General features: G+C 70.3%; 14 protein-coding genes and 5 tRNA genes. 13 read left to right on the top strand and 6 right to left on the bottom strand.

All coding sequences use genetic code 11. The features are described from left to right. Positions 1–279 precede the first annotated feature (279 nt). From IF655_RS15570 to IF655_RS15555, 4 genes are all read right to left on the bottom strand, one after another. Entirely contained in the window at positions 280–855 is a 576-nt protein-coding gene (locus tag IF655_RS15570; RefSeq protein WP_199585381.1) for an ATP/GTP-binding protein, read from the bottom strand. Continuing rightward, positions 836–1234, bottom strand: a complete 399-nt coding sequence (locus IF655_RS15565; RefSeq protein WP_018544705.1) for a DUF742 domain-containing protein — start codon at positions 1232–1234, stop codon at positions 836–838. The genes IF655_RS15570 and IF655_RS15565 overlap by 20 nt, the downstream gene beginning before the upstream one ends. A gap of 110 nt (positions 1235–1344) precedes the next feature. After that, positions 1345–1758, bottom strand: a complete 414-nt coding sequence (locus tag IF655_RS15560; RefSeq protein WP_018544706.1) for a roadblock/LC7 domain-containing protein — start codon at positions 1756–1758, stop codon at positions 1345–1347. 9 nt (positions 1759–1767) lie between these two features. Further along, positions 1768–5676: a nitrate- and nitrite sensing domain-containing protein gene (locus IF655_RS15555; RefSeq protein ID WP_199585380.1), complete on the bottom strand. Its 3909-nt coding sequence runs from the start codon at positions 5674–5676 to the stop codon at positions 1768–1770. Between the two features lie 584 nt (positions 5677–6260). On the opposite strand from IF655_RS15555, the gene IF655_RS15550 reads away from it, so the two are divergent. The 9 genes from IF655_RS15550 (at position 6261) to IF655_RS15510 (ending at position 10525) form a co-directional block, all read left to right on the top strand. Further along, positions 6261–6443 (top strand): hypothetical protein, encoded by a 183-nt coding sequence (locus IF655_RS15550; protein ID WP_199585379.1) that lies wholly within the window; start codon positions 6261–6263, stop codon positions 6441–6443. Positions 6444–6864: 421 nt separating this feature from the next. Then, positions 6865–7650 (top strand): fumarylacetoacetate hydrolase family protein, encoded by a 786-nt coding sequence (locus IF655_RS15545; RefSeq protein WP_199585378.1) that lies wholly within the window; start codon positions 6865–6867, stop codon positions 7648–7650. After that, entirely contained in the window at positions 7643–9124 is a 1482-nt protein-coding gene (gene gltX / locus IF655_RS15540) for a glutamate--tRNA ligase (protein ID WP_199585377.1), read from the top strand. Before IF655_RS15545 ends, gltX begins: the two co-directional genes overlap by 8 nt. 106 nt (positions 9125–9230) lie before the next feature. Continuing rightward, positions 9231–9902 carry a DUF4241 domain-containing protein gene (locus tag IF655_RS15535; protein ID WP_199585376.1) on the top strand — a complete coding sequence of 224 codons (672 nt, stop codon included), beginning with the start codon at positions 9231–9233 and terminating at the stop codon, positions 9900–9902. A 145-nt stretch (positions 9903–10047) separates the two neighbouring features. Continuing rightward, positions 10048–10119: transfer RNA gene (locus tag IF655_RS15530), tRNA-Gln, on the top strand. Between the two features lie 39 nt (positions 10120–10158). Next, positions 10159–10231, top strand: a tRNA-Glu gene (locus IF655_RS15525). A 28-nt stretch (positions 10232–10259) separates the two neighbouring features. Beyond that, positions 10260–10332, top strand: a tRNA-Glu gene (locus tag IF655_RS15520). A gap of 20 nt (positions 10333–10352) precedes the next feature. Beyond that, positions 10353–10424, top strand: a tRNA-Gln gene (locus IF655_RS15515). Positions 10425–10452: 28 nt separating this feature from the next. Further along, positions 10453–10525: transfer RNA gene (locus IF655_RS15510), tRNA-Glu, on the top strand. A 66-nt stretch (positions 10526–10591) separates the two neighbouring features. Here the strand turns inward: IF655_RS15510 and IF655_RS15505 are convergent. After that, entirely contained in the window at positions 10592–11236 is a 645-nt protein-coding gene (locus IF655_RS15505; RefSeq protein ID WP_199585375.1) for a MerR family transcriptional regulator, read from the bottom strand. 147 nt (positions 11237–11383) lie between these two features. On the opposite strand from IF655_RS15505, the gene IF655_RS15500 reads away from it, so the two are divergent. After that, positions 11384–11884, top strand: a complete 501-nt coding sequence (locus IF655_RS15500) for a DUF4188 domain-containing protein (protein WP_199585374.1) — start codon at positions 11384–11386, stop codon at positions 11882–11884. An 87-nt stretch (positions 11885–11971) separates the two neighbouring features. Here IF655_RS15500 and ndgR read toward each other — a convergent pair whose 3' ends face one another. Further along, positions 11972–12688 (bottom strand): IclR family transcriptional regulator NdgR, encoded by a 717-nt coding sequence (gene ndgR, locus IF655_RS15495; protein ID WP_018544714.1) that lies wholly within the window; start codon positions 12686–12688, stop codon positions 11972–11974. 197 nt (positions 12689–12885) lie between these two features. On the opposite strand from ndgR, the gene leuC reads away from it, so the two are divergent. The 3 genes from leuC to IF655_RS15480 all read left to right on the top strand — a co-directional run bounded on the left by leuC (position 12886) and on the right by IF655_RS15480 (position 15425). After that, positions 12886–14316: a 3-isopropylmalate dehydratase large subunit gene (gene leuC, locus IF655_RS15490; RefSeq protein ID WP_199585373.1), complete on the top strand. Its 1431-nt coding sequence runs from the start codon at positions 12886–12888 to the stop codon at positions 14314–14316. Between the two features lie 20 nt (positions 14317–14336). Beyond that, positions 14337–14930: a 3-isopropylmalate dehydratase small subunit gene (gene leuD / locus IF655_RS15485; RefSeq protein ID WP_199585372.1), complete on the top strand. Its 594-nt coding sequence runs from the start codon at positions 14337–14339 to the stop codon at positions 14928–14930. Positions 14931–15194: 264 nt separating this feature from the next. Continuing rightward, a complete protein-coding gene (locus IF655_RS15480) occupies positions 15195–15425 on the top strand; it encodes a hypothetical protein (protein ID WP_199585371.1) in 231 nt (76 codons plus the stop codon). Positions 15426–15542: the final 117 nt, after the last annotated feature.

The raw sequence follows: 15542 nt of genomic DNA, 5'->3' as shown, positions 1-15542 counted from the left end.
CAGGCATTCCAGCACGTGGACCAGCGCAGTTCCAAACAGGGGGAGCGCGGTTGTAAGGCCCAGATAAAACGGGTCAATACCGAGCGAGCCCCGGCAAAAGGCCGGGGGTTCGTGCGCGCAGCGGTACCGGTCGAACGCGCCGTGTGGCGATCCCCGGATATTCCTCTGCCGAACTGTTATGAACACCGGAGCCGGCCGTGTCCAAGGCCACAGCCGGCTCCGGTCCGTTCAGGACAACTGCCGTACGGCAGATCCCACTTGAGTACCGCAGTGCCTCTACTACCGCAGGCGCGCCATCAGCGCGTGCTCGACCAGGGTGATCAGCGCGCTCTTGGCGTCCGACCGGTGCCGGGCGTCCGTGGTGATGATCGGGGTGTCGGGGCCGATCTGCAGGGCCTCGCGCACCTCCTCCGGGTTGTACGGCTGCTGCCCGTCGAAGCCGTTGAGCGCGACGACGAACGGCAGACCCGAGTTCTCGAAGTAGTCCACGGCCGGGAAGCAGTCCGCCAGGCGGCGGGTGTCCACCAGGACCACCGCGCCGATGGCACCGCGGACCAGGTCGTCCCACATGAACCAGAAGCGGTCCTGACCGGGCGTACCGAAGAGGTACAGGATCAGGTCCTGGTCCAGGGTGATGCGGCCGAAGTCCATGGCGACGGTCGTCGTCGTCTTGTCTCCGGTGTGGGTGAGGTCGTCGATGCCCGCGGACGCGGACGTCATGACGGCCTCGGTACGCAGCGGGTTGATCTCCGAGACGGCGCCCACGAACGTGGTCTTGCCCACGCCGAAGCCACCCGCCACCACGATCTTCGCGGAGGTCGTGGCCCGCCCTCCGTCAGAGCTTGCGAAGTCCACTGAGCACCCTTTCGAGCAGCGTCACATCGGGAGCGCCGCCGTTGTTCTCGTCGCCACCCGGCTGATGGATGGCGACCAGGCCGGCCTCGGCGAGGTCGGCGACCAGAATCCTTGCCACACCGAGCGGCATGGCCAGTAGCGCGGACACCTCCGCGACCGACTTCACCTCGACGCACAGTTGGCAGATGCGCTGGTGCTCCGGGAGCAGTCCCATGAGCGCTGCCGGGTCGGCCGTCGTACTGATCAGCGCCTCGATGGCGAGCTGATAGCGCGGCCGCGTCCGGCCGCCGGTCATCGCGTACGGACGTACCAGCGGCTGGTCCCCCTCGTCGCCGTACGACTCCGCGTACGGATCATGAGAGGCGGTGGGCGGGGTCATGAATCCTCCGGGCGGGACAGCAGTTGGTCAGTCGTGCCGTCTGACGGGGCCGGTGGGGGGATTGTGGCGGCCGGACGGTTGTTTTGTGAGGTGGGTGGTGCCGGGGTGGGTCAGTGCAGCAGACTGCCTTGTAGTTCGGCGCGCAGATCCGGGGTGAGTACCGCACCCGCACGGTCGACGAGCAGCGCCATCTCGTAGCCGACGAGACCGATGTCGCACTCGGGGTGGGCCAGGACGGCGAGGGACGACCCGTCCGAGACGGACATGAGGAAGAGGAAGCCGCGTTCCATCTCGACGACGGTCTGCGACACGCTGCCGCCCTCGAAGATCCGGGACGCCCCGGCCGTGAGAGAGGTCAGCCCGGAGGCGACCGCCGCCAACTGGTCGGCGCGGTCACGCGGAAAACCTTCGGACATCGCCAGCAGAAGGCCGTCGGCGGAGACCACCACCGTGTGGGACACCCCTGGGGTGTTGTCCACGAAGTTGGTGATCAACCAGTTCAGGTTCTGTGCCGCCTGGCTCATCGGACTCAACTAACGCTCCTGCTGGTGAGTGGGGCTGGGAAAGCTGCCGGTCTGGCCGTTGCCGGCCTGGCGGCCCTGCGCGATGCCCCGGCGGAGATTGGTCAGCCGGCCGCGCACCTCGTCGGGCGAGCGCGAAACCTGCGGACCGGTCGGGTTCTGCTGCTGCTGTTGCTGTGCGGTGCCCGGGACGAGGTTCGCCTTGGGCACCCGACGCGGCAGACCGGAGGTGGTGATGCCGCCCGCCGCGGGCTTCCGTACGCGCTCGGCCTGCCGGACGATCTCGTCGTTCGGCGAGGTGCGCCAGGAGCCCGTGGTGGACGAGGGAGACGAAGGAGACGCGGAACGCTGCGGAGCGGGCGCCTGGGCGGGCGCCTGCTGGGCCGGGGCCGCCGGAGCGGGAGCCTGCTCGGCCTCCTGCTGGCCGCCGCCGTGGAACCAGTTGGTCTCCAGCGTGTCGTACAGCGGGGTACGGCCGTCGCCGGGACCGCCGGCCGGGGGCAGCGCCGCCCAGCCCTCGCTCGGCGCCTGCCGCTGCGCGGGGCTGCGGTCGGGCTCGGGAGCCGCCTGGCGCTGCGGGAACTGCGGGCGCTGCGCGCCGAAGTCCGCCGGACCGCCCTGCTGCGGACGCTCGAACTGGCCGGTGTGCGGGCCGCTGGCGCCGTGGCTGCCGGGCAGCGCGTGCTGACCGGTGTTGCCCGCGTCGTAACCGCCGTCGTACGCCTGCGGCGCCGCGAACTGGCCGGTGCTCTGCGGGTCCTGGCCGTTCGCCTGGCCGCCGAAGCCGCCCTGGGCGTACGGGTCGTGACCGTTGTTCTGCTGGGCGAACCGGTTGCCCTGCTGGGCGCCGGGGCGCTGGAACTGGCCGGAGTTCTGCTGCTCGCCCGCACCGGGACGCGCGAACTGGCCGTTGTTCTGCTGGTCGTTCATGCCGGGGCGCTGGAACTGCCCGGTGTTGTGCTGCTCGCCCGCACCGGGACGCGCGAACTGACCCGTGTTGTGCTGCGGGTTGCCCGCGCCGGGCCGGGCGAACTGGCCGGTGTGGTGGCCCTCGTTGGTGCCGTAGAGGTCCTGGCGCGGGAACTCACCGGTGCCGGACGGGCCGTTCGCGTCGATGCGGGGCATCTCGGCGGTCGCGCCCGGGCCCTGGCGGTCGTCCACACGCGGCATCCGCGCGGTGTGCGGTGCCTGCTCGTCGTGGCCGCGCGGGGCGTCCATCGCCGCACGGTTCTGCGGGGCGTCGCCCCACTCCGGACCGCGCTGCTGCGGGTTGCCGCCGGGCAGCTCGGCACGCGGGCCGCCACGCGGCGGCAACTGGGGCTGACGGCCCTGGTCGGCACCGCCCCGCGGCGCGGCCGGACCGCGGCCGCCGAAGGCGTCCTGCTGACCGCCGGGCTGCGCGGCCTGGAGACCCTGCGGGCCACCGGGAGCCTGACCGTTCTGGCCGTTGTGACCACCGGCACCGGCACCCGCGGCCTGCCGGCCCTGGAACGCGGCACCGGCACCCTGGCCACGGCCGCCACCGGGACGGCCGCTCTGTCCGGCGCCGGGCAGCGCCGCACGCGGACCCTGGCCCGCGCCGACCTGACCGCGCGGCGCGGAGCCGCCGCCGAGGAGTCCGCCACCGGCGGGAGCGCCGCCGAGGGCGCCGCCCTGGCCGTTGCCGCCCGCGTTGCGCCGGGCCGCCGCGGCACCCGCGGCCGCCTGCGCGGCGGCGGGACCGCCACCGGCGCCGGGGCCACCGCCCTTGCCCGGAGCGGGCTTCTTGCCGCCCTGGGCGACGTCGACGGGCAGCATGACCAGCGCGGTCGTACCACCGGAGTCGGACGGACGGAGCTGGATGCGGATGCCGTGTCGCTGGGACAGACGGCCGACCACGAACAGACCCATGCGGCGGGACACCGAGACGTCCACCGTGGGCGGCGCCGCGAGGCGCTCGTTGATCGCGGCGAGGTCCTCGGGGGAGAGACCGATACCGGTGTCGTGGATCTCGATCAGCACACGCCCGTCGGGCAGCGCGTGACCGGTCACCTTGACCTTGGTCTGAGGGGAGGAGAACGAGGTGGCGTTCTCGAGCAGCTCGGCGAGGAGGTGCACGAGGTCGTTGACGACGCGGCCCGCGACCTGGGTGCTCGGCACCGAGGCCAGCTCGATGCGCTCGTACTGCTCCACCTCGGACGCGGCGGCGCGGAGCACGTCGACCAGCGGGACCGGGCGGGTCCACCGTCGGCCCGGCTCCTCACCGGCGAGGACGAGGAGGTTCTCACCGTTACGGCGCATACGCGTCGCGAGGTGGTCGAGCTTGAAGAGCGAGGAGAGCTGGTCCGGGTCGGCCTCGCGGGACTCCAGTTCGGAGATGAGCGAGAGCTGACGCTGGATCAGACCCTGGGAACGGCGCGAGAGGTTGGTGAACATCGCGTTGACGTTGCCCCGCAGCAGGGCCTGCTCGGCGACCAGTCGGACCGCCTCGCGGTGCACGTCGTCGAAGGCCGCGGCCACCTGGCCGATCTCGTCGCTGGAGTGCACACCGACGGACTCGACGGAGGTGTCGACGTCCTGCGGGTCGGACTCGGAGAGCTGCTTGACCAGCTCGGGCAGGCGGTCCTGGGCGACGCGGGTGGCGGTCTCCTGCAGGCGGCGCAGCGAGCGGATCATGGAGCGGGCCACGACGAAGGCGCCGACCAGCGAGACGCCGAGCACGAGCAGGATCAGCGCACCGGAGAGGATCGCCTCCTGCTCCGAGGTCGACTTCAGCTCACGGGCCTTCTGCTCCATGTCACCGAGCAGCTCGTGCTCGATGTTCTTCATCTGCTGGAGCTTGTTGGTGCTGTCGTCCAGCCAGTCGCGGTAGGAGCGGGCGGGCAGGTCCGCGAAGCCGTTGGGGGCCAGGGCGCGCTTGGCGTACTGGTCGGCCGCCTGGATCTGCGGGGAGTCCCCCTCGATCGGCTGGAGGGTCGCCTCCGCGCCCGAGCCGTCGACCTTGCGGAAGATGTTCAGCTCGGCGCGCTCGCTGTCGAGGGCCGACTGGCCGTAGAGGCGGTCGTTCGTGGAGAGCTTGCCCTTGCTGCTGGTGTTGGCGGGCAGCGCGGCGGCGATGACGGCCCGCTGCACCGAGGCGTACTCCTTGGCGCTGGAGAACGCGGACAGGGCGCGGGTGCGCTGGATCATCTCCGGGTTGCTCGTCGCCTCGGCCATGTCCTGGGACAGGTCGATGAGCTGGGTGATCAGCCGGTGGTACGACTCGATGGTCTGGCTGGAGTTGCCCTCGGTGGTGTACGCCTCGCCGCGGACCTTGTTCAGGGTGTTGAGCTGGCCCACCAGGGCGACCACGGTGTCGCGGACGCCCTTGAGGTTGCCGTCCTTGCTCGCCGCGTCGATCTGCTCGGCGGTGTCCTCGAAGTTGGACTTCGCGCGGTCCGACTTGTCGCGGAAGCCCTTGAGGGTGAAGTCCGACGCCTTGACGCCGTGCGACATCGGACCGGCGGACTGGTCACGTTCGTCCTGGAGCGCCGCGGCCAGCTCGGTGGCGCGCTGGGTCATCTCCGTCAGCAGCTTCATGTTGTCGAGCTGCTTGATGTCGTCCATCGAGTCGCCGATGCGCAGGCCACCGAGGGTGGTGGCCGCGACGACCGGCAGAGCGAGCAGCGACACCAGCCGGGTCGAGATGCGCCAGTTGCGCATCGCGAGCCGCGAACCGGGGCCCTCGACGTCCTTGGCCGGCTTCACCGTCGGCGTCGGGGTCACGGAACCGGGCGTGCCCGACAGCGGGGACGCGCCCGGACCTCCGGAGCGCTCCCCGTTCTCGCCGGACTGGGCCGGAGTCGGGTTCTGGGCGTGCTGGGGCGAGGCACCGCGGCCGGTCCCGCCGTGCGGCTCCGGCTCGGCCGAAGCGCTGCCATCCCTCTTGAAACGTCCCTGCACTAGCGTCGCAACCTCTGGACCAGGCGCCCCTCCGCGCGAGCGGCGGGACACGGTGTCGGCGTCTCGGAGAGCGCCCTGAATGCGCCCCCCGTGTTGGTCTTGAAGTGACCGGCGCTGGATTTCCCCCTTGGCTCTCACCGCCGCGCGGCGCAGTTTCGCGCCCCCCGCGCCGGCTCGATCCTGCGGCGGTCCGTGGCATTCCAGCACAGTGCCGGATCTCCAACAAGGCACGTACCCCGAGCTGTGACCTAGGTGACAGGGAGTGGCGCGCGGGACACGAAGCGTGCAAGTCGATCTCCCGCAAAGCGGGCACATCCCGGCGAACCACCGAGGGTCGACGGGTGTCCCAGTCGCCATGATCAGGAGCGGAATGGTGGCTTCAGGTCGTCAATGTCCGTTTCGGCATGCCGAATTGACGGTCGGGATTGACCGTTTTGTTCGCGAGCGAGTGAGCAAACTCACATGCGATTGAGGCGTGCTTGGCGTCGGTGGCGGCGAATCGCATGTTTAGCCTGACGCTTTACAGGATGAGCGGCTCTGCCCACCGACCGCCCCCCACCACCCGAGGCCACAGGAAGACAACGGTGAAGACGACTCAGATGTTCCAGAAGACCGCCAACCCGCGCCGTACGACGCTGGCACACCTGGAGGACGCCACCGAGCTGTGGGCGCCCGAGCCGCAGGCGCACACCGAGGAGCTGCCCGCCAGCACCGCCAACCCCCGGCGCACCATCCTGATGGAGCTGCCCGCCTCCGTCGGCGCCTGACCGGCACCGCGGACGCGCACTGAGCGCGGCCGGGAAGACCACGCACCGCCGTGTTCTTCCCGGCCGCGCTCAGTCATTTCCGGACCCGTCCCCGGACAGCGGACCCGGCCCGATAACCGCTAATCCCGCAACCGCCGTCCCGCGCGGCATTTTCCCCGCCGCCGACCGGAAAAGCCACGGAATTTCCCCGCACCCCGGATGCCGGGTCAGGCACCCGCCGAGCCGAGCCGCCCGGAGCGCGGGCCCGGGGCGCCCCACGAGGCGCGCAGCCGTCCCGGTCCGGCGAATTCGCAATTCAGCCCGGCCCGGTATTCGGCGCCGATAAACTCCACCGCCGCGGGCTACGGCGAACACCGCGCCGCCGGAGCGGTTAACCTGGGACGACAGTACGCCGGTTCTCAATGAGAGGCGCAGGAATCCCGTGCGCATCGCCAGGTTCTCCATCGACGGGAACGTAGCCTTCGGCGCGGTCGAGGGCGACAAGCAGGACGAGCTGGTCCTCGACATCATCAAGGGCATCCCGTTCGCCGACCACGAGCTGTCCGGGACCAAGGTCCCGCTGAGCAAGGTCAGGCTGCTCCCGCCGGTGCTCCCCAACAAGGTCGTGGCCTTCGGCCGCAACTACGCCGAGCACGCGAAGGAACTGGGCCACGAGGTGCCCGACGTCCCCTTCGCCTTCCTCAAGCCGTCCACCTCGGTGATCGGTCCGGGCGACGACATCCAGTACCCCTCCTTCACCGAGGACCTCCAGTACGAGGCGGAGCTGGCCGTCGTCATCGGCCGCATGTGCCGCGAGGTGCCCCGCGAGCGGGTCAAGGACGTCATCCTCGGCTACACGTGCGCCAACGACCTCACCGCCCGCGACGTGCAGCGCCGCGAGAAGCAGTGGGCCCGCGCCAAGGGCTTCGACACCGCCTGCCCGCTCGGTCCGTGGATCGAGACGGACCTCGATCTCGCCCGCGCGAACGACCTCACCGTGCAGCTCACGGTGAACGGCGAACAGCGCCAGCTCGGCCGCACCAGCGAGATGATCCGTCCCATCGAGGACCTGATCGTCAACATCTCCGAGGCGATGACCCTGCTCCCCGGCGACGTCGTCCTCACCGGCACCCCCGCGGGCGTCGGACCCCTGAACGTCGGCGACGAGGTCGCCGTCACCATCGAAGGCATCGGCACTCTCACCAACAAGGTTGTCAAGCGTGGCTAGCGCACCTGCCCCCGTACGCGTCCGTTTCTGTCCCTCGCCCACCGGCAACCCCCACGTCGGCCTGGTGCGCACCGCCCTGTTCAACTGGGCGTTCGCCCGGCACCACGAGGGCACCCTGGTCTTCCGCATCGAGGACACCGACGCGGCCCGCGACTCCGAGGAGTCCTACAACCAGCTCCTCGACGCGATGCGCTGGCTCGGCTTCGACTGGGACGAGGGCCCCGAGGTCGGCGGCCCGCACGCGCCGTACCGCCAGTCGCAGCGGATGGACATCTACCAGGACGTCGCGAGCAAGCTCCTGGACGGCGGCTACGCCTACCGCTGCTACTGCTCCCAGGACGAGCTGGACACCCGCCGCGAGGCCGCCCGCGCCGCCGGCAAGCCCTCCGGCTACGACGGCCACTGCCGCGAGCTGAGCGCCGAGCAGGTCGAGGAGTACCGGGCGCAGGGCCGCGAGCCGATCGTCCGCTTCCGGATGCCGGACGAGTCGATCACCTTCGACGACCTGGTGCGCGGCGAGATCACCTATCTCCCGGAGAACGTCCCGGACTACGGCATCGTGCGCGCCAACGGCGCCCCGCTGTACACCCTGGTGAACCCGGTCGACGACGCGCTGATGGACATCACCCACGTCCTGCGCGGCGAGGACCTGCTCTCCTCCACCCCGCGCCAGATCGCCCTGTACAAGGCGCTGATGGAGCTGGGGATCGCCCAGCGGATCCCCGCCTTCGGCCACCTGCCGTACGTGATGGGCGAGGGCAACAAGAAGCTCTCCAAGCGCGACCCGGAGTCGTCGCTCAACCTCTACCGCGAGCGCGGCTTCCTGCCCGAGGGTCTGCTCAACTACCTTTCCCTGCTGGGCTGGTCGTTCTCGGCGGACCAGGACATCTTCTCGATCGAGGAGATGGTCGCGGCCTTCGAGATCTCGGACGTGAACCCCAACCCGGCGCGCTTCGACCTGAAGAAGTGCGAGGCGATCAACGCCGACCACATCCGGCTGCTCGACGTGAAGGACTTCACCGAGCGCTGCGCGCCGTGGCTGAAGGCGCCGTTCGCCCCCTGGGCGCCGGAGGACTTCGACGAGGCCAAGTGGCAGGCGATCGCCCCGCACGCGCAGACGCGCCTGAAGGTGCTCTCCGAGATCACCGACAACGTCGACTTCCTCTTCCTGCCCGAGCCGGTCTTCGACGAGGCGTCGTGGACCAAGGCGATGAAGGAGGGCTCCGACGCGTTGCTGCGCACCGCCCGCGAGAAGCTCCAGTCCGCGGACTGGACCTCGGCGGAGTCGCTGAAGGAGGCCGTCCTGGCCGCCGGTGAGGCCCACGGCCTCAAGCTCGGCAAGGCCCAGGCCCCGGTCCGCGTGGCCGTCACCGGACGCACCGTGGGTCTGCCGCTGTTCGAGTCCCTGGAGGTCCTCGGCAAGGACACCACGCTGGCCCGCATCGACGCGGCGCTGGAGCGCCTCGCCGCGTAACGCACGCCACACCCACGAGGGGCGGCACCCGGTCACCGGGCGCCGCCCCTCGCTGTCGGTGCCGGGCCCTACGCTGCGGGAAACGACCCCGTGGAAAGGCGCTGTCATGCCGATGTCCGCCCGCGACTACACCTGGCTGTTCACCCCCGGAAGCTCCTTCGCCTGCGAGGACGTGGGCCCGACCGGCGTGATCCACGTCGTGGACGGCGGGGAGCTGTCGCTGCCCACCGGGCGCGTGATCGCCTGCGACCCGTTCGTCTATCTGGGCACCGGCGGCATCGAGCCGTTCACGGCCGCGGTCGCGCCGGGCCGCTACCGCGTCGAGACCGCCGTGGCGACCCTCACCCACCCCGGCGAGGAGCCCTCGGACACCCCGCACCACCGGGTGGCCGCCGCCCGCCTCGTCATACGCGACGAACCGACCGCCACCTGGGAACTCGCCCTGCTCCCCGACCAGGACCCCGCCGAGCTGGGCGAGGACGAGTTCTACGGCTACGGCGTCGACGCGGGCACCGGCTGCTTCTACGACGCGTCCGCCGACGGCGCCTTCCCAGACTGCGAGGGCGACGAGGGTCCGCTCTGGGACGCCTTCGAGGACAGCGAGTGGGCTCCGGGACCGCACCGGGTGACGTCCCCCGACGCCGGGCACGACCTGATCGCCTTCTCCTCCGGCTGGGGCGACGGCGCCTACCCGACCTGGATCGGCCGCGACGCCGCGGGCGAGATCACCTGCTTCCTCACGGACTTCTTCGTCGCCCCCGACCCGACCGGCGCCTGAGCCGCGCAGGCCCCTGGGGATACCCGTTTTGGAGCCCCGTCCACCTTCGGGTAATGTTCTTCCTGCGCCGAGGGGAACAGGCCGAAAGGCCGGGCCCCAAGCGCACAAACTAGAACAAGATCCCCACTCGGGGCTTGCGTTCCAGTGGCCTATGGTGTAATTGGCAGCACGACTGATTCTGGTTCAGTTAGTCTTGGTTCGAGTCCAGGTAGGCCAGCTCGCAGAGCTCATCTGCACCCGCGGATCACATCCGCAAGCCCCCGTTGTGTAGCGGCCTAGCACGCTGCCCTCTCAAGGCAGTAGCGCCGGTTCGAATCCGGTCGGGGGTACTGGTTCCGATCACTCGGAATCGCTAGGGCCCCCGTTGTGTAGCGGCCTAGCACGCCGCCCTCTCAAGGCGGTAGCGCCGGTTCGAATCCGGTCGGGGGTACGACTGGTCTAAACCATCATTGGTCTATGGTGTAATTGGCAGCACGACTGATTCTGGTTCAGTTAGTCTTGGTTCGAGTCCAGGTAGACCAGCTCGGACCTGCGGAAACGCAGTGTCCACGCCCCCGTTGTGTAGCGGCCTAGCACGCCGCCCTCTCAAGGCGGTAGCGCCGGTTCGAATCCGGTCGGGGGTACGCAGTTCGAAGGCCCTCCACTTCGGTGGAGGGCCTTCGGCGTGTGCGCTGACCCCTCGGGCGCCGTCACTTCCCCGTGAACCGGCGCCGCGACTCCTCCGCCTCGGCCAGCCGCCGCAGGCTCAGCAGCACCGGCTCGTACAGCACGGTGAGCGCCACCGCCGCCTCCACCTGCTCGTCCGCCGAGCCGCCGTAGCGCTCCAGCAGGTCCAGATCGGAACCGGCGAGTGCGCCCATCGCCCGCCCGTACGGCTCCAAGTCCTCGACGGCGCACGGGTATCCGAGCCGGGTGAGCGCCGCGATCGCGCCGACCAGCATCCCGTAGGCGGGTCCCTGGGCGACGTCGTCGTCATGACCCCAGCCGAGCCGGCGCACCAGTTCACCGGCGCGCCGCGCGGACTCGGCCGCCACCGGGTCGTCCGGGGCGGGTGCGGGACCGTGGGGGAGCGCCCGGACGGCGGTGCCCAGACGCTCGTTGTGGTCGAGGTCCTCGTCCTGGAGCGCGGCGAGCACCTCACGGGCCGAGGACACCGTGACGCCGCCCACCTGGATGAGCGCCCGCACCAGACGCAACCGGCGCAGATGCCCCTCGTCGTACTCGGCCTGGGTCGCCGTGACCCGGCGTCCGGCCGGGAGCAGCCCCTCGCGCAGGTAGTACTTGATCGTGGCCGTGGAGACCCCGCTGCGCTCGCTCAGCTCCGCCAGTCGCATATCCGCCCCGCCTTCGCGCTTCCTCTTGCGCCCTCCATTGGAGAGTGCCACTATCCAAGCATGGATAGTTCAGCTATCCAAAGCAGGTGCACGGCAGGGAGAACGGGCGAAGGACAGGCGAGAGACCGACAGGGAGTGGGGGACGTCATGAGCGAGACGGTCGAGGGGCGTGTGACCGCCGCGGCGGAGGACGAGATCGTCGTCTTCCTCATCGGGATGCGGATCAACAGCTTCGCCGCGTTGCGGAGTTGGGTGCCCGTGGCCCGCGCGATGCCGAAGATGATCAAAGAGCTGGCGCGCGAGAAGGAGAACGGACTGCTCGGATTCCAGGCACTGCTGGGCTTTCCGCGGGTGGCGTACGTCGTGCAGTACTGGGAGTCCAAGGAGAAGCTGCTCGCCTACGCGTCGGCGCCGGACAAGGAGCACCGGCCCGCGTGGGGCGAGTTCAACCGGCGGCTGCGGCAGGGGAGGGGCAAGGTCGGCATCTGGCACGAGACCTACGTCGTACCGGCCGGGTCCTACGAGTCCGTGTACGTGAACATGCCCGCCTTCGGGCTGGGCGCGGCCACGGGTGTCGTGCCGGTGGGGCGGCGGGGCGAGCGCGCTGCCGAGCGGCTCGGTCTGAAGCGGAAGTCGTCGGCGCCGTGAGCGATGTCCGGTGCGGGGAGGGTCTGCCGCGGCGTTGAGGCGGACCCTCCCCGCACCGGACCCGGTGGAGAAGGCGGAGGGAAGCGGTCAGCCCGAGCGCCGCAGCGCCTCCGAGAGGCGGGCGGCCGCGTCGATGACCGCCTGCGCGTGCATCCGGCCGGGGTGACGGGTCAGGCGCTCGATCGGTCCGGAGACCGAGACGGCGGCCACCACACGGTTGGAGGGACCCCGCACCGGCGCCGAGACCGAGGCGACGCCCGGCTCCCGCTCGCCGATGGACTGGGCCCACCCGCGCCGCCGTACGCCCGACAGGGCCGTCGCCGTGAAGCGGGCGCCCTGGAGCCCCCGGTGCAGCCGCTCCGGCTCCTCCCACGCCATCAGGATCTGCGCCGAGGAACCGGCCTTCATCGTGAGCGTCGAGCCCACCGGCACGGTGTCCCGCAGTCCGGACAGCCGCTCGGCCGCCGCCACACAGATGCGCATGTCCCCCTGGCGCCGGTAGAGCTGCGCGCTCTCGCCCGTCACATCCCGCAGATGCGTGAGCACCGGGCCCGCCGTCGCCAGCAGACGGTCCTCACCGGCCGCCGCGGCCAGTTCCGAAAGGCGCGGACCGAGGATGAACCGGCCCTGCATGTCCCGCGCCACCAGCCGGTGGTGTTCCAGAGCCACGGCCAGCCGGTGAGCCGTGGGCCGTGCCAGTCCGGTGGCCCCGACCAGACCCGCGAGGGTGGCCGGACCGGACTCCAGGGCGCTCAGGACAAGGGCCGCCTTGTCCAGAACGCCGACGCCGCTACTGTTGTCCATGAAACGATACTCCCGTCTCACTCTGTGAAACGCAAGTTCAATTTTCTCCGGAACGCGCCACCCTTGAAGCACACGGCGGTCCGCGCACGGCGGGCCGGGTGCCGGACGCCCGTATGCACCGAGATCACGGCGCGGGCGTCGCTTCCTCAGGTTCTCTAGATGTGTCGGCGGGACCGTGGCCGACCGGAGGGAAAGCGATGGGTAGGACACTCGCGGAGAAGGTCTGGGACGACCATGTCGTCCGGCGCGCCGAGGGCGAGCCCGACCTCCTCTACATCGATCTGCACCTGCTGCACGAGGTGACCAGCCCGCAGGCGTTCGACGGGCTGCGCAAGGACGGCCGCCGGGTGCGCAGGCTCGACCTCACCATCGCCACCGAGGATCACAACACCCCGACGCTGGACATCGACAAGCCCATCGCCGACCCGGTCTCCCGCGCCCAGCTCGAGACGCTGCGCCGCAACTGCGCGGAGTTCGGCGTCCGGCTGCACCCGCTCGGCGACGTCGAGCAGGGCGTCGTCCACGTCGTGGGACCGCAGCTCGGACTGACCCAGCCCGGCACCACCGTCGTCTGCGGCGACTCCCACACCTCCACGCACGGCGCGTTCGGCGCGCTGGCGTTCGGCATCGGCACCTCCCAGGTCGAGCACGTGCTGGCCACCCAGACGCTGCCGATGGCCCGCCCGAAGACCATGGCCATCACCGTCGAGGGCGAACTGCCGGGCGGCGTCACCGCCAAGGACCTGATCCTCGCGATCATCGCCCGCATCGGCACCGGCGGCGGCCAGGGCTACGTCCTGGAGTACCGGGGACCGGCCATCGAGAAGCTCTCGATGGAGGCGCGGATGACCATCTGCAACATGTCCATCGAAGCGGGCGCCCGCGCGGGCATGATCGCCCCCGACGAGACCACGTTCGCCTACCTGAAGGGGCGCCCGCACGCCCCCGAGGGCGCCGACTGGGACGCGGCGGTGGAGTACTGGAAGACCCTGCGCACCGACGACGACGCGGTCTTCGACGCCGAGGTCGTCATCGACGCCTCCGCGCTCTCCCCGTTCGTCACCTGGGGCACCAACCCCGGCCAGGGCGCGCCGCTTTCGGCGTCCGTCCCCGACCCGGCTTCGTACGAAGACGCTTCGGAGCGGTACGCCGCCGAAAAGGCTCTGGAATACATGGGGTTGACCGCCGGGCAGCCGCTGCGCGACATCGCCGTGGACACCGTCTTCGTAGGCTCCTGCACCAACGGCCGCATCGAGGACCTGCGCTCGGTCGCCGAGATCCTGGACGGCCGCAAAGTCGCCGACGGCGTACGGATGCTGGTCGTCCCCGGCTCCGCGCGGGTCGGTCTCCAGGCCGTCTCCGAGGGGCTGGACGTGGTCTTCAAGGAGGCCGGTGCCGAATGGCGGTACGCGGGCTGCTCGATGTGTCTCGGCATGAACCCCGACCAGCTCGCGCCGGGGGAGCGTTCCGCCTCCACCTCCAACCGCAACTTCGAGGGCCGGCAGGGCAAGGGCGGCCGTACGCACCTGGTCTCCCCGCAGGTCGCCGCCGCCACCGCCGTCCTCGGCCATCTGGCCTCGCCCGCCGACCTGTCCGCCGCCACCGCGCCCGCCGGCGCCGGAGTCTGAAGAACCGGAGCCCGATCACCATGGAAGCCTTCACCACCCACACCGGCCGGGCCGTACCGCTGCGCCGGAGCAACGTCGACACCGACCAGATCATCCCCGCGCACTGGCTCAAGAAGGTGACCCGGGACGGCTTCGAGGACGGACTCTTCGAGGCGTGGCGCAAGGACCCCTCCTTCGTCCTCAACCGCCCCGAGCGCCAGGGTGCCACGGTCCTGGTCGCCGGTCCCGACTTCGGCACCGGTTCCTCCCGCGAGCACGCGGTCTGGGCGCTGCAGAACTACGGCTTCAAGACCGTGATCTCCGCCCGCTTCGCCGACATCTTCCGCGGCAACTCGCTGAAGAACGGGCTGCTCACGGTGGTGCTCGACCAGAAGGTCGTGGGCGCGCTGTGGGAGCTGACCGAGAGCGACCCCGAGGCGGAGATCACCGTCGACCTCGAAGCCCGCGAGGTGCGCGCCGAGGGCGTCACCGCCTCGTTCGAGCTGGACGAGAACTCCCGCTGGCGGCTGCTGAACGGCCTCGACGACATCTCCCTCACCCTGCGCGACGAGGACGACATCGCGGCCTACGAGGCGGAGCGTCCCGCCTTCAAGCCCCGGACGCTGCGGGTCTGATCCGGAGCCGTCCGCAAGACGGGTTTCGGCCACCCCAACGTCCCCTCTGTACCCCCGATCACCACGATTGGGGGTACAGCCATGTCCGGGTCCTGACGACTTCGGACCGGTCCCTCTCCTTCCCCAACTCCCTTTCCCGCACGCTTAGTTGCAGGTCAGGACGGCCCTCCGGAAGGGCTCCTCGAAGGGCTCTCGCGCGGCACGCGGAGGCGGCAGTTGCCCCCTGCGCAGGCGACAACTCGCCCCAGATGGCACAATCTGTGCATGGAACACGACGGCCAACTCCAGCTCTATGCGGCAGTCGCGGACCAACTCAAACAAGCGCACACAACAGTGCGCGCACTGCAAGTCCCGGAGGGCGTACGGATGGCGCTGACCCGGAAGCTGCTGGTCATCACGGCCATGGCCAAACACGATCTCGCCGGTGCGGCAAGGCGGCTGGAGCGGTTCACCGAAGACCTCGACGCGGGCCGAGTGCCCGAAGAGGACAACTGAACTTCTCCGGAAGAAACGCCGATTCCGTTGCGGCACAAGGGTGAGAAGCCCGTTTCGTGTTTGATTTGCGGTATATATCTGCCTAACGTGCGAAAAAGCTTGAACACTTTCGTTCTG

The sequence above is a fragment of the Streptomyces sp. DSM 110735 genome (assembly GCF_016482685.1).
Taxonomy (GTDB): domain Bacteria; phylum Actinomycetota; class Actinomycetes; order Streptomycetales; family Streptomycetaceae; genus Streptomyces.
The sequence above is the reverse complement of the archived record's forward strand: the minus strand, read 5'-3'. Positions and strand labels throughout refer to the sequence as shown.

Coding starts and splice junctions, on each gene's coding strand:
- IF655_RS15565 (WP_018544705.1), bottom strand. CDS start 1,234: ATGACCCCGCCCACCGCCTCTCATGATCCGTACGCGGAGTCGTACGGC.
- IF655_RS15560 (WP_018544706.1), bottom strand. CDS start 1,758: ATGAGCCAGGCGGCACAGAACCTGAACTGGTTGATCACCAACTTCGTG.
- IF655_RS15535 (WP_199585376.1), top strand. CDS start 9,231: ATGCCGATGTCCGCCCGCGACTACACCTGGCTGTTCACCCCCGGAAGC.
- IF655_RS15505 (WP_199585375.1), bottom strand. CDS start 11,236: ATGCGACTGGCGGAGCTGAGCGAGCGCAGCGGGGTCTCCACGGCCACG.
- IF655_RS15500 (WP_199585374.1), top strand. CDS start 11,384: ATGAGCGAGACGGTCGAGGGGCGTGTGACCGCCGCGGCGGAGGACGAG.
- ndgR (WP_018544714.1), bottom strand. CDS start 12,688: ATGGACAACAGTAGCGGCGTCGGCGTTCTGGACAAGGCGGCCCTTGTC.
- leuC (WP_199585373.1), top strand. CDS start 12,886: ATGGGTAGGACACTCGCGGAGAAGGTCTGGGACGACCATGTCGTCCGG.
- leuD (WP_199585372.1), top strand. CDS start 14,337: ATGGAAGCCTTCACCACCCACACCGGCCGGGCCGTACCGCTGCGCCGG.
- IF655_RS15480 (WP_199585371.1), top strand. CDS start 15,195: ATGGAACACGACGGCCAACTCCAGCTCTATGCGGCAGTCGCGGACCAA.